Genomic DNA, 21,178 nt, shown 5'->3' with positions numbered 1-21,178 from the left:
CAGGCAAAAAAAGGGGCGCCACCAGGGCGCCCTTCTTTTTGCCTGGAGAAATCAGCTCGGCATATTGCGCGCGTAGAAGATTTCCAGCATTTCGTGCTTGACCCGCTCAGTCACCTGGGCGCGTTGTTCGGTGGACAAGTTGCTGGTGGCGTCGCCGAACAGGTAGTTGTCCAGCTCGAAGTCCTTGAGCAGCATCTTGGTGTGGAACATGTTCTCTTGATAAACATTCACGTCGGTCATCTGGTAGCCGTCGCGGGTGTCTTCGGAAAGGTAGTTCTGGATCGAGTTGATCTCGTGGTCGATGAAGTGCTTGCAACCTTCGACATCACGGGTAAAACCGCGCACGCGGTAGTCCACGGTGACAATGTCTGACTCGAACTGGTGAATCAGGAAGTTGAGCGCCTTAAGCGGTGAAATGACACCACAGGTCGACACGTCGATATCCACGCGGAACGTCGCGATACCGTCTACCGGGTGGATTTCCGGGTAGGTGTGAACCGTGATGTGGCTCTTGTCGAGGTGGGCCAGGATGATTTCTGGGATTGGCCCCGGAGACTCTTCAATCTGACTCTCGGTCGGGGTCACCGGCTCTTCGGAAATCAGGATGGTCACACTGGCGCCTTGGGGATCGTAATCCTGACGGGCGATGTTCAGGATGTTGGCACCAATGATATCGACAACTTCCGTGAGGATCTGCGTGAGGCGTTCTGCGTCGTACATCTGGTTGATGTATTCAACGTATGCCTGCTGGTCTTGCGGGGTTTCCGCATAGCAGATGTCATAGATGTTGAAGCTCAAGGTCTTTGTGAGGTTGTTGAACCCATGGAGCTTGAGTTTGCTTTTCACCGTTTAAAAACTCTCTATATGAACTGCGGCCCGGCCGCGTTATCAAGCATGCCCGTCAGATACTTGCGCAGTACCTGCGTAGGACGGTTAACACCTCTTCGCGATGGCGATTTTGGTTGTCTGTTCGGACCAGCGGCTTGCCCTGCGGCAATCACGGCCCTGAAAAAAGTGGCGCATTATGCAGACCTCAGCAAGTGACCGCCAGAGTCTGCACCGCATTTATGAAGCCTTGAGTGTCGATTCAGCCCAACTCGACGATCTCGTAGTCATGGCTGATGGCAACGCCGGCGGCCCCCAGCATGATCGACGCCGAGCAATACTTCTCGGCCGACAGCTCGATGGCACGCTTGACTTGGGCTTCCTTCAGCCCACGGCCCTTGACCACGAAATGCAGATGGATCTTGGTGAACACTTTCGGGTCTTCGCTCGCACGCTCGGCCTCGAGAAAGGCTTCGCAGCTTTCCACGGCTTGGCGGGATTTCTTGAGGATGCTAACCACGTCGAAGTTGCTGCAACCGCCCAGGCCCAGCAGCAGCATTTCCATGGGCCGCACGCCCAGGTTGCGGCCACCGCTTTCGGGCGGGCCGTCCATGACCACCACATGGCCACTGCCCGATTCGCCCAGGAACATGGCTTCCCCAGCCCATTGAATACGTGCCTTCATGGCCAAGACTCCACTGTAAAAAAAGGGTCGCCAGCTTAGCACAGGGCCCTGGAACGGCTGTGTTTTGCACCCGGCAGGAAGTTGCGGCGACGATAGATAAAATCCGATTCTTCTCAGAATGTGTCTGTTAAGCTGGCGCCAAATGAATGGCGCGCCCTCGACAACCTGTAATCTCTCGCCCTCAACAAAAAACAATCGAAACCACCGTGCAGTCTTTTCGGGATACAACCATGGTTGCTATTGCCCCAACCCCCAAGATTAAGAACCTCGACAAGCTGTTGATGCACTGTCAGCGCAAACGCTACCCGGCCAAGAGCAACATCATTTGCGCGGGCGATCGCTCGGACACCCTGTTCTTCCTTATAAAGGGCTCGGTAACGATCCTGATCGAAGACGAAGATGGCCGGGAGATGATTATTTCCTACCTCAACCCGGGGGATTTCTTCGGCGAGTTGGGCCTTTTTGAAGAGGCCGGCCATGAACAGACACGCAGCGCCTGGGTTCGGGCCAAGGTCGAGTGCGATGTGGCGGAAATCAGCTACAACAAGTTCCGCGAACTGTCGCAGCAAGACCCGGACATTCTCTATGTGCTCAGCGGCCAGATCGCCCAGCGCCTGCGCAACACCACGCGCAAGGTGGGCGACCTGGCTTTTTTCGACGTGACCGGGCGCGTGGCCCGTTGTCTGCTGGAGCTGTGCAAACAGCCCGACGCCATGACCCACCCTGACGGGATGCAGATCAAGGTGACCCGTCAGGAAATCGGGCGGATTGTCGGGTGCTCGCGGGAAATGGTCGGTCGCGTCCTCAAGGATCTGGAAGAGCGCAACCTGGTCAGCGTCAAAGGCAAAACCATGGTGGTGTTCGGCACCCGCTAGGCGGCCATCACCTGGGCCAGCATTTGCTGATAGAGCACCGCCAACCGCGCAAAGGCGTGGGGTGCGGCGAAGCGCTCATGCAAGGCGATATGGCTTTGGGCGCGCACCCGTTGCTCTAGGCCACAGGCCTCATTGAAATCGTTGACCGCTGCCACCATCGCCTCGCGCTCGTCATCGAGCAACAACGCCCCATGCACCAACCCCACTGGACGTTGGCCGCCCTTGCTTTGGCGCCAGCGCTGCGCGGTGCCGACCATTTTCCGGCCTTCAAGGTTGACGTTGAAACGCCCGTCGCAAAAGGCCCCCTCGATCTCCCCCAACGACGCATCGCCGCCCAACTCCGCCAGCAGTTCGCAGATAGGGACGCACAGGCGCCGATAAGCGGTTTCGATCCGCCCGTGGTCGCCTTCGCTGCGCGGCGGCGCGTAGACCAAAGCGATGTTGACCGTCGCCGCCGACTGCGGCACCGGCTCACCACCGGTTTCGCGCAGCAGCACCGGCCAGCCGTTGGCCGCCGATACCTCGCTGGCCGCTGCGAACCCGGGCAGGCGACTCAGCCGCCGGGGCATGACCAACGCCCGGTCGCTGGGCTGCCAGAACAACAGGCCACACTCCTGTTCGCCAGCGCACACGGCGGCCAATAGGTCCTGTTCAGCGAGCAGGCCGGCTTCGACGGTCAGGGCAAGGGGCTGGGTCATGGCGGTAAGTCCTGGGCAAGATGCAAAAAAACCGGCGGGGCCGGTTTTTTTGAAGGGTCGTCGATCAGTCGAGGGTGGAGCCGGTCACCGGCACGCCGCGTTCAGGGAAAAACAGACGCTGCAATTCGGCCCCCGGGCTTTGCGCGCGCATGAACGCCTCGCCCACCAGGAATGAGTACACATTACTGATTTCCATCAGCTCCACATCGGCGCGGTTGAGAATACCGCTCTCGGTAATTACCAGGCGATCACGGGGGATGCGCGGCAGCAAATCGAGGGTGGTTTCCAGGTTGACCTCAAAAGTGTGCAGGTTACGGTTGTTAACCCCCACCAGCGGCGTATCGAGGGTCTTGAGCGCACGCTCCAGCTCATCACCGTCGTGTACCTCGACCAGCACGTCGAGGCCGACGCTTTTGGCCACGGCCGCCAACTCAGCCATTTTCACGTCATCCAGGGCGGAAACGATCAACAGCACACAATCGGCGCCCAAGGCCCGGGCTTCGACGATCTGGTAAGGGTCGATCATGAAGTCCTTGCGGATCACTGGCAGGCTGCACGCGGCGCGCGCCTGTTGCAGGTACGCATCGGCGCCTTGGAAGTAATCCACGTCGGTCAGCACCGACAAGCAGGTCGCCCCACCCTTCTCATAGCTTTTAGCGATATCGGCCGGCACGAAGTCTTCGCGGATCACCCCCTTGCTGGGCGAGGCCTTCTTGATTTCGGCAATCACTGCCGGTTGCTTGAGCTTGGCTTGTTCCATCAAGGCCTTGGCGAAACCACGTGGGGCATCAGCGGCTTTTGCCAGGGTCTCCAACTCGGCCAGAGTGACGCGAGCACTGCGCTCGGCGACTTCCTCAACCTTGCGTGCGAGTATCTTTTCCAGAACCGTCGGCACACTCATCCTTCATTCTCCATGCGAAATACGGCGGTGAACGCGCCCAACTCTTCGAGCTTCTCCCGGGCCAGGCCGGTGTGCAGCGCATCATGAGCCAGGGCGACGCCCTCTCTGAGGCTGCTGGCATGGTCGGCGGCATAGAGCGCGGCACCGGCATTGAGCACGATCATTTCCGCGGCTTTCTGGCCGTTCTCGGTTTTACGACGCCCCAGGGCATCGCGGATCAGCTCCAGCGACGCCGCCGGGCTCTCCACCACCAGGCCGAACAGACTCTGGCTTTTTATACCCAGGTCCTCGGGCTGCACCCAGTATTCAGTTATGACGTCATCTTTCAGCTCGGCCACGAAGGTGGGCGCGGCGAGGCTGAATTCGTCCAGGCCATCCTGGGAGTGCACCACCAGCACATGCTTGCTGCCCAGGCGTTGCAAGACTTCAGCCAACGGCCGGCACAAAGCCTGGGTGAACACCCCGACCACCTGATGTTTCACGCCAGCCGGATTCGTAAGCGGGCCAAGCATGTTGAACAGGGTGCGCAGGCCCAGGTCGCGGCGCGGCGCGGCGGCGTGCTTCATTGCGCCATGATGGCATTGGGCGAACATGAAGCCGATGCCCACGTTATCGATGCAGCGTGCCACCTGCACCGGCGTCAGGTTCAGGTAGATCCCGGCCGCTTCCAGCAGGTCGGCACTGCCGCTCTTGCCCGACACCGCACGGTTGCCGTGCTTGGCCACGGTGCAGCCAGCGGCCGCCACCACAAAGGAGGAGGCAGTGGACACGTTGAAGATGTTCGCACCGTCACCGCCGGTGCCCACCACATCGACCACACCGTCGAGGGTCTTGAGTTCGACCTTGTCCGCCAACTCGCGCATCACCGAGACCGCGCCGACGATTTCGTCGATGCTCTCGCTCTTCATGCGCATGGCCATCATAAAAGCGCCGATCTGGGCGTCGGAGCATTGCCCGGTCATGATTTCGCGCATCACATCGCGCATCTCATCGGTGCTCAGGTCCAGGTGGCCGACGATACGGCTCAGGGCAGTCTTGATATCCATGGAAAGTCCTTAGCGCGTGCCGCCGCTTTGCTTCAAAAAGTTGGCGAACAGTTCGTGGCCCTGCTCGGTAAGAATCGACTCGGGGTGAAATTGCACACCCTCGATGTTCAGCGTTTTGTGGCGCAAGCCCATGATCTCGTCGACGGTGCCGTCGTCGTGCTGGGTCCACGCGGTCACTTCCAGGCAGTCAGGCAAGCTTTCGCGCTTGACGATCAGGGAGTGGTAACGGGTAACCGTCAGCGGATGGTTCAGGCCGGCGAACACACCCTTGTCCTCGTGAAATACCGGGCTAGTCTTACCGTGCATCACCTGTCGGGCACGGACTACATCGCCGCCAAAGGCCTGGCCAATAGACTGATGGCCCAGGCACACACCCAGTATTGGCAACTTGCCAGCAAAGTGCTTGATAGCTTCGATGGACACGCCCGCTTCGGTCGGGGTGCAGGGGCCCGGGGAGACAACGATGCGTTCAGGGTTGAGGGCTTGGATTTGAGCGATGGTCAGCTCGTCGTTGCGCACGACTTTTACCTCGGCACCCAATTCGCCCAGGTACTGCACAACGTTGTAGGTAAAGGAGTCGTAGTTGTCGATCATCAGCAACATGAAAATTTCAACCTCTTGAATTCACTGACTTTTAATACGGCCTTCGAAAGTTTGACCAGGTTGCGCAGCGCATTGGCGCCCGCTAGGACGGCATCAGCACAAGCGGCAGGTTCCACAGGTCAAGAAGGCAAATCGGTACAGGTCCGGCCAGGCCGGCAGAGAAAAGTTAGGCGCGCCAACGCCAGCGGGCGTGAGCCTTGACGATGAGCATCAAGAGGTTGTTGATGATTAACACGGAGGAAGTCTCGTTCATACGTTCCGGCACAGTAGCTTAGCTTGGCAGAGGGCGCAATAAGCCACAGGCCCGGCAGGGACAAACATCAATGGCAGCCATTAGCCATAGCTAAAACACAAACGCTTTTGGTACTGTCGTTTCGCTTACAACAACAATAAATAAACGGACTTGAACATGATTAAACAGACGTTGTTCGTACCCGTCGCGGGCGTCCTGCTCAGCATCGCTTGCGCCCAAGCCCTTGCCGCGCCCTCCCCTTATTCCAACTTCATTGTGTTTGGCGACAGCCTCAACGACGCCGGCCAGTTCGCCGACCCGGACGGCCCCGCCGGCTCGACCCAGCGCTACACCAACCGCGTTGGCCCGACCTATAAGGACGGCAGCGGTGAAGAGCGCAGCGCCAACTCGACGCAAATCCTGGGGGGCAAACTGGGGTTTTCCGCCGATGAACTGGCCGCCTCAACCTCCGCCATCCGCGCCAGCCAAGGCCAGGTAGATGGCAACAACTGGGCGGTAGGCGGCTACCGCACCGACCAGATTCTCGACTCGATCACCACCGTGTCCGACACCGGCGACAGAAGCCGCCCCGGCTACCTGGCGAACAACCTGCGGGCCGACCCCAAGGCCCTGTACTACCTTTCCGGCGGCGGTAACGACTTTCTCCAGGGTCGCATCCTCAATGAGGAACAGGCCTACGCTGCGGCCGGGCGGCTGGCCGACAGCGCTCAAGCCCTGCAAACGGCCGGGGCCAAGTATGTGATGGTGTGGCTGCTGCCCGACCTGGGGCTGACCCCCGCCCTCAACGGCAGCGGCCTACAAGACTTCGGCACGCGCCTGAGCGGCGCCTTCAACCAGGAACTGGTGCAGCGCCTGACCAGTATCGACGCCCAAATCATCCCGCTTAACGTGCCGCTGATGCTCAAGGAAACCTTCGCCGACCCCGCACGCTTTGGCCTGGCCGCCGACCAGAACCTCAGCGCCACTTGCTTCAGCGGCAAGAGCTGCACCGAAAACGCGGTGTACGGCATCAACAGCGCCACGCCCGATCCAACGAAGCTGATCTACAACGACTCGGTGCACCCCACCGAGGCCGGCCAACGCCTGATCGCCGACTACGCCTACTCGCTGCTGTCCGCACCATGGGAAATCACTCTGCTACCGGAAATGGCCCAAGGCACGCTCCGCGCCCACCAGGACGAGTTGCGCAACCAATGGCAGGCCGACTGGGAAAACTGGCAAGGCGTGGGCCAATGGCGGGCGATGGTCGCCGCCGGTGGCCAGCATCTGGACATCGACAGCCAGAGCAGCGCCGCCAGCGCCGACGGCAGTGGTTACAACCTGACGGTGGGCGGCAGCTACCGCCTCAACGACGCCTGGCGCGTGGGCCTGGCCACCGGGTTCTACCGCCAGAGCCTGGAGGCGGGCAACCGCGATTCGGATTACAAACTCAACAGCTACCTGGGTACCGCGTTCGCGCAATTTCAGCAGAACCGCTGGTGGGCCGATGCCGCCCTGACCGCCGGGCACTTGGATTACGACAACCTCAAGCGCAAGTTCGACCTGGGCGTTGCCGCCGGCGGCGAGAAAGGCGACACCAAGGGCGACCTTTGGGCCTTCAGCACCCGCGCCGGTTATGACATCGCCCAGTCCGCCGCGAGCCCTTGGCATCTGTCGCCGTTCGTCAGCGCCGACTATGCGCGGGTGGAGGTGGACGGTTACTCGGAGAACGGCGCCAGCGCCACGGCCCTGACCTTCGATGACCAGACCCGCACCTCCAAGCGCCTGGGCGTTGGCTTGCAGGGTAAGTACCAGCTCACGCCACAAACCCTGGTATTTGGCGAAGTGGCCCACGAGCGGGAGTTCGAGGACGACACCCAGCACCTGAAAATCGCCCTCAACAGCCTGCCCGCCAACGACTTCACGCTCGAGGGCTACACCCCGCAAAGCGACTTGAACCGTTTGAGCCTGGGCGTCAGCCACAAACTGACCGCTGACCTCGCCCTACGCGGTAGCTACAACCTGCGTAAGGACGATGACTTCACCCAACAGGGTGTGAGTGTGGGCGTAAGCCTGGATTTCTAAACGCCACTGCACACTCACTGTGGGAGCAGGCTTGCCCGCTCCCACACAAACGACGGCGAACCCTCACCCCTGCGGCGTTTGCTCGGCCAGGGCGACGGCGCGGAACATCGCGCGGCGTTTGTTCAGGGTTTCTTCCCATTCCAGCGCGGGCACCGAGTCGGCGACGATGCCGCCGCCGGCCTGCACATGCAGTTCACCGTCCTTGATAACCGCCGTGCGGATGGCGATGGCGGTGTCCATGTTGCCGTTCCAGGCGAAATACCCCACCGCTCCGCCGTACACGCCACGCTTGACCGGCTCCAGTTCGTCGATGATTTCCATCGCGCGGATTTTCGGCGCACCCGACAAGGTGCCTGCCGGCAGGATCGCCCGCAGCGCGTCCATCGCGCTCAGGCCTGCCTTGAGCTCGCCGGTGACGTTGGAGACGATGTGCATCACGTTGGAATAACGCTCGATGACCATTTTCTCGGTGAGTTTCACCGAGCCGATTTCCGAGACGCGCCCGGTGTCGTTACGGCCCAGGTCGATCAGCATCAGGTGTTCGGCGATTTCCTTGTCGTCGGACAGCAGGTCCTGTTCCAGCGCCAGGTCCGCTTCCTCGGTGGCGCCCCGTGGCCGGGTGCCGGCGATGGGGCGCACGGTAATCAGGTTGTCTTCGACCCGCACCAGCACTTCCGGGGAACTGCCGACCACATGGAAGTCGCCGAAGTTGAAAAAGTACATATAAGGCGTCGGGTTGAAGCAGCGCAGCGCCCGGTACAGGTCGATGGGCGCGGCCTTGAAGTCGATGGACATGCGTTGCGACGGCACCACCTGCATGCAGTCACCGGCCAGGATGTATTGCTTGATGGTCTCGACCGCGCGCTCGTAATCACCCTGGGTGAAACTGGAGCGGAACACCGGGTCTGCGGCGGGCGGGCGGCTCAGGTCCAGGCCCCGGCGCGGGGTGATGGGCTGGCGCAGTTTTTCCAGCAACGCGGCGAGGCTCGCCTGGCCCTGCTCGAAGGCGTTTTCCTGGGCCGGGTCGGCCAGCACGATGGCGTGCATCTTGCCCGCCAGGTTGTCGAACACCACCACCGCGTCGGACACCATCAGCAGAATGTCTGGCACGCCCAGCGGGTCCGGGTTCGGGCACTTGCCCAGGCGTTCTTCCACATAGCGCACGCAGTCGTAGCCGAAGTAGCCCACCAAACCGCCATTGAAACGCGGCAGCCCGGCGATGGTCGGCACGTTGTAGCGCGCCTTGAACTGCTCGACGAAGGCCAGCGGATCGGCAACGTCGTGGCTTTCAACCTCGACGCCGTCCAGGGTCACGCTGACGTGGTGGTCGTGCACCCGTAACACCGTGCGGCAGGGCAGGCCGATGATCGAGTAGCGCCCCCATTTCTCGCCGCCCTGCACCGACTCCAGCAGGTAGGAGTTGGGCTGGTCGGCCAGTTTCAGGTAGATCGACAACGGCGTGTCGAAGTCAGCGAGGGTTTCGCAGGCAAGCGGGATACGGTTGTAGCCGGCAGCGGCCAAACGCAGGAATTCTTCGCGGATCATGGGGTGCCTCGTGGCAGGAGGGTCTAACGGTCAGGTGTGCAAAACGGGCCGGATGAACGGCCAGGCTCGAGTCAGGCGCGCCAACGCCAGCGGGCCAGGGCCTTGATGACTTTCATCCAGAGTTTGCGAGTGACCACCACGATGGGGTTTCCAGAACAGGGTTGGGCGACGTCGGGCAACGTTACCCCGGCGCCCGAGTCCAGGCAACCGGGAATTAGCCGGCGCAAGTCGTCGATCACCAGAGTCGGCGACTCTTCGGCAATCGGCCGCCCGTGGTTGTAGCCGTAGCTCAAGGCCACGCACTTGACCCCCGCCGCTTTCGCCGCCAGCACGTCGCTGCGCGAATCGCCGACGAACAACGATTGCGAAGCAGGGACGTTGGCCATTTTCATCACGAAAAACAACGCCGCCGGGTCGGGCTTTTTTTGCGCCAGGGTGTCGCCGCCGATGATCCAGCGGAAGTACCGGCCGATCTTCATCTCGTCCAGCAACGGCGCGACGAAGCGCTCGGGCTTGTTGGTAATCAGGGCCATTTCCACGCCCTGCTTGTGCAGCCACTTGAGGGTGTCGCGCACGCCGGGGTAGACCACCGTCAGCTCATGGCCGTCGGCGTAGGCCTCCATGAAAATCTCCAGGGCATGCTCGGCTTCGACGTCATCGACCTCACCATGCTCAATGCCCCCCGCCAACGCCCGGCGCACCAGCACCGGCGCACCGTTGCCGACCCACTGGCGCACCGCGTCGAGGCCGGCCGGGGCGCGGCCCATCTTGAGCAGCATGTGATCCACCGCCACCGCCAGGTCCGGGACCGAATCGATCAACGTGCCATCCAGATCGAACATCACCAGGCGCGGCAGGCTGCCGGGGAACAGCTGCTCAAAGCCGCTCATGGGCGGGCCAGAGCCAGTTCGGCGCGCATCTTGGCGATCACTTCACGGTAGTCCGGGGCATTAAAAATCGCCGAGCCGGCGACGAAGGTGTCGGCGCCCGCCGCAGCGATTTCACGGATGTTGCCGACGTTCACGCCGCCGTCGATTTCCAGGCGGATATCGCGCCCCGACGCATCGATCAGGGCGCGCGCCTCGCGCAGTTTATCCAGGGTCGCGGGGATGAACTTCTGCCCGCCGAAGCCTGGGTTGACGCTCATCAGCAAGATCATGTCGACCTTGTCCATCACGTATTTGAGCGAGTCGAGCGACGCCGCCGGGTTGAACACCAGCCCCGCCTTGCAGCCGCCTTCGCGGATCATTTGCAGGGAGCGGTCAACGTGGATGGTGGCATCCGGGTGGAAGGTGATGTAGGTCGCGCCAGCTTCGATGAAGTCGCCGATGATGCGGTCTACCGGCGAGACCATCAGGTGCGCGTCGATGGGCGCGGTGATGCCGTACTTGCGCAGCGCGGCGCACACCATCGGGCCGATGGTCAGGTTGGGGACGTAATGGTTGTCCATGACATCGAAGTGCACGATGTCGGCGCCAGCGGCGAGAATGTTGTCCACTTCCTCGCCCAGGCGAGCGAAATCGGCGGAGAGAATCGACGGAGCAATAGCGAAGGGCTGCATGACGCACCTTTTTTGAGCAGGATCACGGTGGCGCGCATTGTATACCTCATGCTTTGGCGTGCGCACGGCGATGATCGGTCCATGTGGGGGTGGACGATAGCTTGCCTGCCCGGGGTGTCCAGTGTGTTGTTCCAGATCATGGTCGAGGGATCACCGCAGGTTCCCTCTGTGGGAGCAACTGTCTTATCCCTACTCTTCGTCACCGCCACTGCGTGCCGCCATCGCGAGCAGGCTCGCTCCCACAGAGGAAAAATGAAAATCCCACCCGTACCACAGTTGAACTGTGGGAGCTGGCCTGCCCGCTCCTAAAGGGGCAACTACACCTGCGCCGTACGCAATTTCTCGCTGCGCCCACGCAGCCATTCCAGGGTCAGCAGCAGGATCACCGAGAAGGCGATCAGCATCGTCGCGGCGGCGGCGATGGTAGGGCTGAGGTTCTCGCGGATACCGCTGAACATCTGCCGCGGCAGGGTCGCTTGCTCGGGGCCAGCGAGGAACAGGGTCACCACCACTTCATCGAAGGAGGTGGCAAAGGCGAACAGCGCCCCGGAAATCACCCCCGGCGCAATCAGCGGCAGGGTCACCCGGCGGAACGCGGTGAGCGGCGAGGCGCCCAGGCTGGCCGCCGCCCGCACCAGGTTGTGGTTAAACCCCTGCAAGGTCGCCGACACGGTGATGATGACAAAGGGCACACCCAGCACCGCATGCACCACGATCAACGAGAAGAAGCTGTTGCCCAGGCCCAGCGGGGCGAAAAACAGGTAGCTCGCCACGCCGATAATCACCACCGGCACCACCATCGGCGAAATCACCAGGGCCATCACCAGCGCCTTGCCGGGGAAGTCGCCACGGGTCAGGCCAATCGCCGCCAACGTGCCGAAGATCATGGCCAGCACCGTCGCCGCCGGGGCGACGATGATGCTGTTTTTCAGGGCGCGCATCCATTCGGCCGAGGCGAAGAAGTCCTGGTACCAGTGCAGGGAGAAACCCTGCAACGGGTACACCAGGAAACTGCCGGAGTTGAACGACAGCGGAATAATCACCAGCACCGGCAGGATCAGGAACAACAGGATCAGCCCGCAAAGAATGCGCAAGCTGTAGAACCACACCCGTTCGATGGGCGACATGTAGGGGCTCAGCATTTCATTCTCCTCAGGTTCAGCTCAGGCGCAGGCGACTGGCGCCCACCAACCAGCTGTAGATCAGGTACAACACGATGGTCGCCAGCAGCAACAGGCCGCCGAGCGCGGTCGCCATGCCCCAGTTGATGCTGGTGTTGGTGTAGAACGCGACGAAGTAGCTGACCATCTGATCGTTGGGGCTGCCCAGCAGCGCCGGGGTGATGTAGTAGCCGATAGCCAAGATGAACACCAACAGGCACCCGGCGCCCACACCGGCGTAGGTCTGTGGGAAGTACACCCGCCAGAAACTGGCGAACGGATGGCAACCCAGGGAAATCGCCGCGCGCATGTAGGTCGGGGAGATACCCTTCATCACGCTGTAGATCGGCAAAATCATGAACGGCAGCAGGATGTGCACCATCGAGATGTACACGCCGACCCGGTTGAACACCAACTCCAGGGGTTTATCGATCACGCCCATGGCCATCAATGCGCCATTTATCAGCCCGCCCGATTGCAGCAGCACGATCCACGCTGCCACCCGCACCAACACGGAGGTCCAGAACGGCAGCAGCACCAGGATCATCAACAGGTTGCTCTGGCGTGCCGGCAAGTTGGCCAGCAGGTAGGCCAGCGGATAGGCCAGCACCAGGCAGATGGCGGTAATCACCAGGCCCATCCAGAAGGTGCGCGCGAAGATATCCAGGTAAATCGCCTGGTCGGGCGTGGCCGGGGCCACTTCGCCGAGGTCGTCGATGCGGTGGTCCACCGCCGCCAACAGGTAGTACGGGGTCAGGCTGCTGGTGTTGCGGCGGATCGCCTGCCAGTAGGCCGGGTCGCCCCAGCGCTCATCCAGGGCTTCCATCGCATCTTTATACGAGGCCGGTGGCGTGGCGAACGGCAACGCCCGGGCGGTTTTGGTCAGCAGGCTGCGGTAGCCGGCCAACTCCATGTTCAGGCGCTTGGACAGATCGCCCAGGGTTTGATTCTTGCGCGCTTGCGCCAGGTCTTCGCTGGCAGCCTGGTACACCGCCTCGCCGGGCAAGCCACGGCCATCCCAACCGGCCACTGCCACCACGGTACGCGGTAAGCCGGCGACCACTTCCGGGTTGCCGACGCTTTTGTAGAGCAGCGCCACGATCGGCACCAGGAACACCAGCAACAGAAACAGCACCAATGGCGCGATCAGGGCCTGGGCCTTCCAGCGGTTAAGCCGCTCGGCCCGGGCCAGGCGCTGCTTGAGGTTGGGGCTGGTGACCTCGTTCAAGGGAACGGCGATGGCCATGGCGAACTCCACAAATCTTTGATCGTTGCCCAGGCGGACCGCCCGGGTATGGTTGGCTGCTTCGTCCCACTGTGGGAGCGAGCAGGGCTCGCTCCCACAGCAACACCCAAGCTTTAAGCGTTACTTAGCCGCCCAGGAGTTGAAGCGTTGCTCCAGTTGCTCCCCGTTGTCGGCCCAGAAGCTGACGTCGATCTGCACTTGGTTGGCGATGTTTTCCGGGGTGGTAGGCATGTCCTTGAGGATGTCCTTGTCCAGCAGCGGCACAGCCTGGGTGTTCGCCGGGCCGTAGGCGATGTTCTGCGAGTAGGTCTTCTGCTGCTGAGGCTGCACGGAGAAGGCGATGAATTTCTTCGCCGCGTCGGCGCGCTCCTTGCTCAGGCCACGGGGGATGGCCCAGGCGTCGAAGTCGTAGATGCCGCCGTTCCACACCACTTTCAGGTTGCTTTCCTTCTGTACCGCAGCGATCCGGCCGTTGTAGGCCGAGCTCATCACCACGTCACCGGAGGCCAGGTACTGCGGCGGCTGGGCGCCCGCTTCCCACCACTGGATGCTGGGCTTGAGTTCGTCGAGTTTCTTGAAGGCGCGGTCCTGGCCATCCTTGCCGGCCAGTACTTTGTAGACGTCCTTGGGCGCGACGCCGTCGGCCATCAGCGCGAATTCCAGGGTGTACTTAGCGCCTTTGCGCAGGCCACGTTTGCCCGGGAACTGCTTGGTGTCCCAGAAATCCGCCCAACTGGTGGGCGCGGTTTTCAGCTTGTCGGCGTTGTACGCCATCACCGTCGACCACACGAAGAAGCCCACGCCGCAAGGCTGGATCGCGCCTTTGACGAAGTCTTCGGCCTTGCCCGCCAGTGCTGGGTCCAGGGGCTCAAACATGTCTTCATCGCAACCGCGCGACAGCTCCGGCGACTCGACTTCCACTAGGTCCCACGACACGCTCTTGGTATCGACCATGGCCTTGACCTTGGCCATTTCGCCGTTGTACTCGCCGGCCACAATCTTGCCGTGGCCCGCCGCTTCCCAGGGTGCGTAGAAGGCTTTGACCTGCGCTGCCTTGTTCGCCCCGCCAAAGGACACCACGGTCAGGTCCGGGCCTGCCGCCATCGCGTGTGCCGCACCGATCATGCCCATGACCAGGGCGCTGAATTTCAGGGATCTCAACATTTATTGTTCTCTCCACGTGCAGGGTTGGGGGTAAAGCCTGTGGGCGATCAGTTCGCCTCTAGAAGTGGGTCGAGCGCGCGAACGTGCTCCACCTGCCAGCCAAGCGGAACCACATCGCCGACTGCCAGCGTCGGGTCCAGTTCGGCAATCGGTTGTTTCACGAAGAAGTCGGTCTTGCCGCAGACTTCCAAGCGAACGCGGACGTGGTCGCCCAAGTAGATGAACTCGGCCACCCGCCCGGAAAAACGGTTGGTGCAGCTGGCGCTGGCGCCGTTGAGGCTGACCCGCTCCGGGCGCACCGACAGGGTCACCGGCTCGCCAGGCTTGCCGACGTTGACCGCCAGCGCCTCGACCTTCTCGCCACGGACCAGTTCGACCACGCAGCGCTCGCCGTCCTGGCTGTGCAAGCGGCCATTGAGGCGGTTGTTTTCGCCGATGAAGTTGGCGACGAAGGTGTTCTTGGGCTCTTCGTAGAGGGTGCGCGGGGCGGCGATCTGTTGGATTTCGCCCTGGTGGAACACCGCTACCCGGTCCGACATGGTCAGGGCTTCGCCCTGGTCGTGGGTCACGTACACCACGGTCAGGCCGAGGCGCTCGTGCAGGTGCTTGATTTCCATCTGCATGTGTTCGCGCAGTTGTTTGTCCAACGCGCCGAGGGGTTCGTCCATCAGCACCAGTTGCGGCTCGAACACCAACGCCCGGGCCAGTGCAACCCGCTGCTGCTGGCCACCGGAGAGTTGCGCCGGGTAGCGCTGGGCGAAGGCATCGAGTTGCACCATGCTCAGCACCCGTTTGACCCGCTCGCTGGTGTCGGTCTTGTTGAAACCGCGCACCGACAGTGGGAACGCCAGGTTCTCGGCCACGGTCATGTGGGGGAACAGCGCGTAGTTCTGGAACACCATGCCGATATCGCGCTTGTGCGGCGGCACGTTGTTAATGGCGCGCCCGGCGAGCTGGATCTCGCCGCTGGTGGGCGTCTCGAACCCGGCCAACATCATCAGGCTGGTGGTTTTGCCCGACCCCGAAGGCCCGAGCAGGGTGAGGAACTCGCCCTTGCGGATTTCCAGGTTGAGGTCTTTGACGATCAGGTTCTCGCCGTCATAGCTCTTTTGCACGCCACGAAAGCTGACCAGCACGTCATTGGCCACAGCGCTTGAATCGACCTCGCTCATACCCGCACCTTTTGTTCTTGATCGTTGGGACTGCCATGGACCCAGACTAGAGGAGGCGCAAACACCGGCAAATCGGGGCGTAGGAGAGATTCGCCTAGGCCCTATGGAAATTTCAGTGTAGGGAACGCCCTACACGGATGGCGGGATTAGGTAAGAGCAGACGCACGTATTGAGCGGCAAGCTGCAAGCGCGGGGGGTTGGAGGATGTCGCAAATGGATAACTGAGAGATTTTTTGTGGGAGCGAGCCTGCTGGCGATGGCGTCCTCAGCCCACCTGCTATCTACAGCAGCTTGTGTTCCATGGCGTACTTCACCAGTTCGGCCAGGGAGGTGATGTTGAGTTTCTGCATCAACCGCGCCTTGTGGGTACTGATGGTCTTGCTGCTCAGGGCCAGTTGCTGGGCGATGTCGTTGACGTTGGCGCCCTGGGCCAGGCGCTCGAACACCGAGAATTCGCGCTCGGACAACAACGAATGCAGGGGCCGCGAGTCCGTCAGGCCCACCTCGAAAACCATGCGGTCGGCCAGATCCGGGTCGATGTAGCGCCCGCCCGCCGCCACCTTGCGGATGGCCGTGAGCAGCAGCGCCGGGTCGCTGTCCTTGGTGGCGTAGCCGGCCGCGCCCACCTTCAACGCCCGCGCGGCCATTTGCGCTTCGTCGTGCATGGACAACACCAGGATCGCCGGCGGGTTGTTCAGCGCACGGATCCGCGGGATCGCCTCCAAGCCATTGACGCCGGGCATGGAGATATCCAGCAGCACCACTTCGCAGGGCACGTGGCGTAGGGTTTCGAGCAACTGCTCGCCATTGCTCGCCTCCCCCACCACCAGCAAGTCCTTGGCCAGGCCAATCAACTGCTTGATGCCCTCACGCACGATGGTGTGGTCTTCGGCTACCAGTACACGGATCACAGGGGTTTCCTTTTATTGGTCTGATGGCGAGTACCGCTTCGTAGGGGAGATCAGCGGCTGTGGGGGCACCTACCCATCCACCGGCACCCGCACACTCAAGGTCGTACCCTCCCCCGGTTCGCTGTCCAGGTTCAGGCTACCGCCCATAATCAGCACCCGTTCGCGCATACCTACCACACCAAAAGATGTTGGCCTACCGAGAGGGGCGATGAATCCTACGCCGTCATCGCTAACGCAGAGGCACAAATCACCACCCTCCAGGGTCAATGTCAATTCGACAGTATGCGCTTGAGCGTGGCGCATGACGTTGGTCAATGCCTCCTGAAGGATGCGGAACAAGCCAATGGCCTTGGCGTCGCTGAGGGCCGGCAGGTTGTCCGGCACCTGCACCAGGCACGGGATCTGGGTGCGCGCCTCGAACCGGCGCGCCTGCCATTCAATGGCCGAAGCGATCCCGGCATCGAGGATCGGTGGGCGCAGCGCCGTGGCCACGTCGCGCACCAGTTGGAAGAGCTGGGCGATCAGGCGTTTCATGCTGTTGAGGCGTTCGTGTAGCCCCGGGTCGAGCTGGGCGTAGGCCAGTTCGCACATGGAGGTTTCCAGCTTCAGCACGGTGAGCATCTGCCCCAGTTCGTCGTGCACTTCCCGGGCGATCCGGGCTTTTTCTTCTTCGCGCACGCTCTCCAGGTGCGCCGACAACTCGCGCAATTGCTCGCGGGAGCTGGCCAGCTCCAGCTCGATGCGCTTGCTCTCGCTGATGTCCCAGACGATGCCGTCCCACACCACCGCGCCATCCTCCAGGCGCCGGGTGATGGCCTTGATCTCGGCCCAGCGCTGGCCGCCCTGGCGGGTGACGATACGGCCCTGCCACGACCAGTCGCTGTCGGTGTCCAGGGCCTGGTCCTGGGTGCGGTGATAACTGGCCTTGTCGTCGGGGTGGACGAGGCTGCGCAAGCCCATGTCGCGGTGGCGCAGCACGGCCGGCGAGTAACCCACCAGGCTCTCGCTGCCTTCGCTGATGTAGGCAAAGTCGATCTGGCCGGTCACCGGCGCCCGCTCCAGGCGGAACACCAACCCCGGCACGTTCGCCGCGATGCCTTGCAGCCGCGCGTCGCTCTCCTGCAACGCGGCGAGGGCGCGGCGGCGCTCGGTGACGTCGTTGAGGTACACCACCAGGTATTCGCCGCCGCCAAAGCGCAAGAAACTCAGGGAAACGTCCGCCGGCAGAATGCTGCCATCGGCGCGCACGCAGTTGCTCTCAAAGGTTTGCGGCCCGTCCTCGCTGGCGCGGGCGCGCTTCCACAGGGTCAACCAGCGGTCCATGTGCAGGCCCGGCTCGAAGTCGATCAGCGGCCGGTCGATCACACCGCCGTCGGGGTAGCCGAGCATGGTTTGCGCCGCCCGGTTGGCGTAGCGCACGTGGCTGTCCCAATTGACCCAAAGGATGCCCACGGTGCTTTGGTCGATGGAAAACTGGGTCAGGCGCAGCGCTTCTTCGCTGGCCTCGCGCTGGGCAATATCGGCCTTGGCCGCCAGCAGGCGTTGCTCCAGGCTGTGCTGCTGGCGCCGCTGCCACGTCACGATGGCCATGCAACTGAGCAGCAACGCCCCCAGCAACAGGCACAGGTTCTGCCAAAACCCGCGGGATTCGGTCAGGCGCGGGTACTTGGGTTGCAGCCAGCGGTTGTGCAGTTGCTCCAGGTTGCGCGCAGGGATGGCGTGCAGTGCGCTTTCGACAACCGCCGAGAGCTGCGGCCAGTCGCGGCGCGTGGCGATACGCAGCAACTGCGGCAAACCGATATCACCGACCACCGCCAACCCGGCGAACTCCGGCTCCACCGACAGGCGGCTGAGCTGCGCCTCGTCCACCACCGCGTAGCGCGCCTGCTGGCTAAGCAGCAGTTGCAGGGCCTGGCGCTCCAGCGGCACGCCTTGCAGGTTGAGGTGGCTGTAGGTGGTGCGCAAATAGTCGGCCACGGTGCTGGGCATGCGCACGGCGACGCGGGCCTGGTTGTCGAGTTTCTCCAGCTCCACCGCGCCGGCGCCCTTGCCCTCGCTGACGATCAACTGCGCCACACGCATGTAGGGGTCGGAAAAATGCCACAAACGCAGGCCCGCCGGGGTCTGGCTTAGGCCCGGGGCGAGGTCGATTTCGCCGTTGCGCACCGCCGCGTCCAGTTGCGCCTGGTCGTTGAAGTTGCGCCAGGTGAGTTCCACCTCCAGGGACTTGGCCAGCCACTGCATCAGTTCCACGTTGGCCCCGGACAGGCGTTGCAGGCGCCGGTCGAATTGCGCGTAAGGCGCTTGCAGCACCACGCCCACGCGCAGCTCGCGGTGCTCGGCCAGCCATTGGCGCTGCTCGGCATTCAACGGCGCCAACGCCACGGGTGGCTCGGGCGCGGCCCACGCCATCAAGGGAAAAACAAAACAGCCGATAACCCAAAGGCAGCAATAACGCATCATCTGAACGCTCGCACACTGACAAATACTGACCAACCCATTAGGCTGCCGGGAATATTTCTGGCCTGGAAAATCCGATGCCCCCTGTCTACCGCTCGGCACTGCCAGCATTGTGCCTGTCGCTGATCCTGCCCTGTGCCTTTTCCGTGCAGGCCGCCGACCCAGCGCCCGCCGCCACGGAAAAACCCGTCGAAGAACCAGCCCCCCAGCGCCAGCCGCTGCTAGAGCGTAGTCAGGAAGATGCCGCCGCACTTGAGCGAATTATTCCCGCCCAGGAGCAGCAACAGCTACAAACCGGTAGCGATACTTTCCTGGCCCTGTGGAAACCGGCCAACGCCGGCGAGCCCAAGGGCGCGGTGATTATCGTCCCAGGCGCGGGCGAAACGGCTGACTGGCCGCAAGTTATCGGCCCTTTGCGCACCAAATTGCCCGATGCCGCGTGGAGCAGCCTGAGCCTGACCCTGCCTGACCTGTTGAGCAACGCCAGCCAAGCCCGGGTGGTAGAAGCCGCCCCGCCCGCCGTAAGCGCCGACACCAGCAGCAAGGACGCTGCCACCGCGCCGCCCATCGAACAGGCTGCCGGCGGTGAAGCGCCCCTGGCTGACAGCCCCGAACCGGTCACCGACACGATCAAGGCCGACGCCGAGCGCATCTTCGCCCGCATCGATGCCGCCATCGCCTACGCCGAGCAGCAAAACGCCCGCAGCATCGTGCTACTGGGCCACGGCACCGGCGCCTATTGGGCGGCCCGCTACCTGAGCGAAAAACAACCGCCGCAAATCGAAAAACTGCTGATGATCGCCGCCAAGGCCCCGATCAACGCCCAGCCGCCTCTGGTCGAGCTGACCCCAACCCTGAAAGTGGCCATCGCCGATATTTTCTACAAAGACACCGAGCTGGCGCGCAGCGCCGCCCGGGAACGCGCCCAGGCCAGCAAGCGCAGCAAGTCCGCGAACTTCAAGCAGATCACCCTCAAGACCCTGCCCGGCAACAGCGCCGCCGAACAGGAACAACTGTTCCGCCGGGTGCGGGGTTGGTTGAGCCCGCAGCCAACGCAAGGTTGATTCAAAACACGGTGGGAAACTGTCTTGCCACTGCCAGTGCCGCTATCGCGAGCAGGCTCGTTCCCACAGAGGAAAATGAAAAGTGGGAGCCGGCCTTGCCCGCGATAAGGCCGGCACAGCCAAGCCCAACCACCGCTATCGCGAGCGGGCTCCCACACACACTCGCGCGCACCTGACCTACCGAAAATCCCGGCGCTGGCGAATCATCGTATAGGCGCTGTGCAAGTCGCGGGTTTTCTCCGTCGCCTCGCGCACTTGCTGCGCCGTGGCGCCGGTGCCGGCGACCTTGTCCGGGTGATGGCGGCTGAGCAGGCGCCGGTAGGCGCGTTTGATCTGCGCAGGCTCAGTGGTGGAGGTTACGCCCAGCAGGCGCAACGCCTCCTGATAAGTCCCGGTGCTGTGGGTAAGCGGTTTGCGCTGCGGGTCGTATTCACTGGCCAGCGCCTGCACCTGCTGCGGCGTCCAGCCCAGCCACTTGCCCCACGCCGCGATCAACTCACGCTCGGCGGCGCCCATCCGGCCATCGGCCCAAACCATGCGCCAACACGCGCGCAACACGCCCTCGGCCGCGTGGGGCTGGGCCCGCAAGTGGCGCAGATAGCCTCGCAGGCGATCCCCTCCAGCCTTGCCGCGATTGAACGCCGCAATGGCACGCTTCTGCGCCGGCTCGCTCAGGCTCAGGGCGCGCATTTCCTGGCGTGCCTGCTGGATATGGCCATCGACGACCTGGCCGTCACTCTTGGCCAAACGCCCCAGCAACACGAACAACAATTCGTCATTGCGCAGCGCCGGGCGCCCGCCCAACCGCTCGCGCACATGGGCCCAACTGTGCAGTTGCAGGCGCCGGTCCAGCGCCTGCCCCAATAAAGCGCCCAACATGGCCCCCGGAATGCTGGCAATGGCAAAACCCGCTCCGGCTCCAATCAGAGTCCCTGGCCACAACAT

19 protein-coding genes are annotated in these 21,178 nt (G+C 62.7%); 3 read left to right on the top strand and 16 right to left on the bottom strand.

Features of this window, described 5'->3' with window-relative positions:
• Window positions 1–51 precede the first annotated feature (51 nt).
• Both speD and CKW13_RS12845 read right to left on the bottom strand, forming a co-directional pair.
• Window positions 52–846 carry an adenosylmethionine decarboxylase gene (gene speD, locus CKW13_RS12850; protein ID WP_095108986.1) on the bottom strand — a complete coding sequence of 265 codons (795 nt, stop codon included), beginning with the start codon at window positions 844–846 and terminating at the stop codon, window positions 52–54.
• Between the two features lie 241 nt (window positions 847–1,087).
• A complete protein-coding gene (locus CKW13_RS12845; RefSeq protein WP_095108985.1) occupies window positions 1,088–1,510 on the bottom strand; it encodes an OsmC family protein in 423 nt (140 codons plus the stop codon).
• A 230-nt stretch (window positions 1,511–1,740) separates the two neighbouring features.
• On the opposite strand from CKW13_RS12845, the gene crp reads away from it, so the two are divergent.
• Window positions 1,741–2,385 carry a cAMP-activated global transcriptional regulator CRP gene (crp, locus tag CKW13_RS12840; RefSeq protein WP_095108984.1) on the top strand — a complete coding sequence of 215 codons (645 nt, stop codon included), beginning with the start codon at window positions 1,741–1,743 and terminating at the stop codon, window positions 2,383–2,385.
• On the opposite strand, the gene CKW13_RS12835 is transcribed toward crp, so the two are convergent.
• From CKW13_RS12835 to CKW13_RS12820, 4 genes are all read right to left on the bottom strand, one after another.
• The gene (locus CKW13_RS12835; RefSeq protein WP_095108983.1) at window positions 2,382–3,083 is read right to left on the bottom strand and encodes a lipoate--protein ligase family protein; all 702 of its coding nucleotides are present in this window, start codon (window positions 3,081–3,083) and stop codon (window positions 2,382–2,384) included. The genes crp and CKW13_RS12835 overlap by 4 nt on opposite strands.
• 64 nt (window positions 3,084–3,147) lie before the next feature.
• Window positions 3,148–3,984: an indole-3-glycerol phosphate synthase TrpC gene (gene trpC / locus CKW13_RS12830; protein ID WP_095108982.1), complete on the bottom strand. Its 837-nt coding sequence runs from the start codon at window positions 3,982–3,984 to the stop codon at window positions 3,148–3,150.
• A complete protein-coding gene (gene trpD / locus CKW13_RS12825) occupies window positions 3,981–5,030 on the bottom strand; it encodes an anthranilate phosphoribosyltransferase (protein WP_095108981.1) in 1,050 nt (349 codons plus the stop codon). The genes trpC and trpD overlap by 4 nt, the downstream gene beginning before the upstream one ends.
• A gap of 9 nt (window positions 5,031–5,039) precedes the next feature.
• Window positions 5,040–5,633 (bottom strand): aminodeoxychorismate/anthranilate synthase component II, encoded by a 594-nt coding sequence (locus tag CKW13_RS12820; protein WP_095108980.1) that lies wholly within the window; start codon window positions 5,631–5,633, stop codon window positions 5,040–5,042.
• Window positions 5,634–6,042: 409 nt separating this feature from the next.
• Between CKW13_RS12820 and estP the strand changes: the two genes are divergently transcribed.
• A complete protein-coding gene (gene estP / locus CKW13_RS12815) occupies window positions 6,043–7,950 on the top strand; it encodes an esterase EstP (protein ID WP_095108979.1) in 1,908 nt (635 codons plus the stop codon).
• A gap of 63 nt (window positions 7,951–8,013) precedes the next feature.
• On the opposite strand, the gene trpE is transcribed toward estP, so the two are convergent.
• From trpE to CKW13_RS12770, 9 genes are all read right to left on the bottom strand, one after another.
• On the bottom strand, window positions 8,014–9,495 hold the full coding sequence (gene trpE / locus CKW13_RS12810; protein WP_095108978.1) for an anthranilate synthase component I: 1,482 nt from the start codon (window positions 9,493–9,495) through the stop codon (window positions 8,014–8,016).
• 71 nt (window positions 9,496–9,566) lie between these two features.
• Window positions 9,567–10,385 carry a phosphoglycolate phosphatase gene (locus tag CKW13_RS12805; protein WP_095108977.1) on the bottom strand — a complete coding sequence of 273 codons (819 nt, stop codon included), beginning with the start codon at window positions 10,383–10,385 and terminating at the stop codon, window positions 9,567–9,569.
• Complete coding sequence (gene rpe, locus CKW13_RS12800) at window positions 10,382–11,056, bottom strand: ribulose-phosphate 3-epimerase (RefSeq protein ID WP_095108976.1); 675 nt, start codon at window positions 11,054–11,056, stop codon at window positions 10,382–10,384. The genes CKW13_RS12805 and rpe overlap by 4 nt, the downstream gene beginning before the upstream one ends.
• A gap of 317 nt (window positions 11,057–11,373) precedes the next feature.
• Window positions 11,374–12,198: an ABC transporter permease gene (locus tag CKW13_RS12795; protein ID WP_095108975.1), complete on the bottom strand. Its 825-nt coding sequence runs from the start codon at window positions 12,196–12,198 to the stop codon at window positions 11,374–11,376.
• 16 nt (window positions 12,199–12,214) lie between these two features.
• Window positions 12,215–13,462, bottom strand: coding sequence for an ABC transporter permease (locus CKW13_RS12790; protein ID WP_095108974.1), 1,248 nt, complete (start codon window positions 13,460–13,462; stop codon window positions 12,215–12,217).
• A gap of 120 nt (window positions 13,463–13,582) precedes the next feature.
• Window positions 13,583–14,626: an ABC transporter substrate-binding protein gene (locus CKW13_RS12785; protein ID WP_095108973.1), complete on the bottom strand. Its 1,044-nt coding sequence runs from the start codon at window positions 14,624–14,626 to the stop codon at window positions 13,583–13,585.
• Window positions 14,627–14,673: 47 nt separating this feature from the next.
• Window positions 14,674–15,798 (bottom strand): ABC transporter ATP-binding protein, encoded by a 1,125-nt coding sequence (locus tag CKW13_RS12780; protein WP_095108972.1) that lies wholly within the window; start codon window positions 15,796–15,798, stop codon window positions 14,674–14,676.
• A 281-nt stretch (window positions 15,799–16,079) separates the two neighbouring features.
• Window positions 16,080–16,709, bottom strand: coding sequence for a response regulator transcription factor (locus CKW13_RS12775; protein WP_003210977.1), 630 nt, complete (start codon window positions 16,707–16,709; stop codon window positions 16,080–16,082).
• 69 nt (window positions 16,710–16,778) lie between these two features.
• A complete protein-coding gene (locus CKW13_RS12770) occupies window positions 16,779–19,172 on the bottom strand; it encodes a PAS domain S-box protein (RefSeq protein ID WP_095108971.1) in 2,394 nt (797 codons plus the stop codon).
• 74 nt (window positions 19,173–19,246) lie between these two features.
• Between CKW13_RS12770 and CKW13_RS12765 the strand changes: the two genes are divergently transcribed.
• Window positions 19,247–20,233 (top strand): alpha/beta hydrolase family protein, encoded by a 987-nt coding sequence (locus CKW13_RS12765; RefSeq protein ID WP_095108970.1) that lies wholly within the window; start codon window positions 19,247–19,249, stop codon window positions 20,231–20,233.
• Between the two features lie 177 nt (window positions 20,234–20,410).
• Here the strand turns inward: CKW13_RS12765 and CKW13_RS12760 are convergent, their stop codons facing one another.
• A complete protein-coding gene (locus tag CKW13_RS12760; protein WP_095108969.1) occupies window positions 20,411–21,178 on the bottom strand; it encodes a TerB family tellurite resistance protein in 768 nt (255 codons plus the stop codon).

The sequence above is a fragment of the Pseudomonas sp. Irchel 3E20 genome, from assembly GCF_900187645.1.
Taxonomy (GTDB): domain Bacteria; phylum Pseudomonadota; class Gammaproteobacteria; order Pseudomonadales; family Pseudomonadaceae; genus Aquipseudomonas.
Note: the sequence above shows the minus strand (reverse complement) of the source record. Positions and strands in the feature narration are given on the sequence as shown.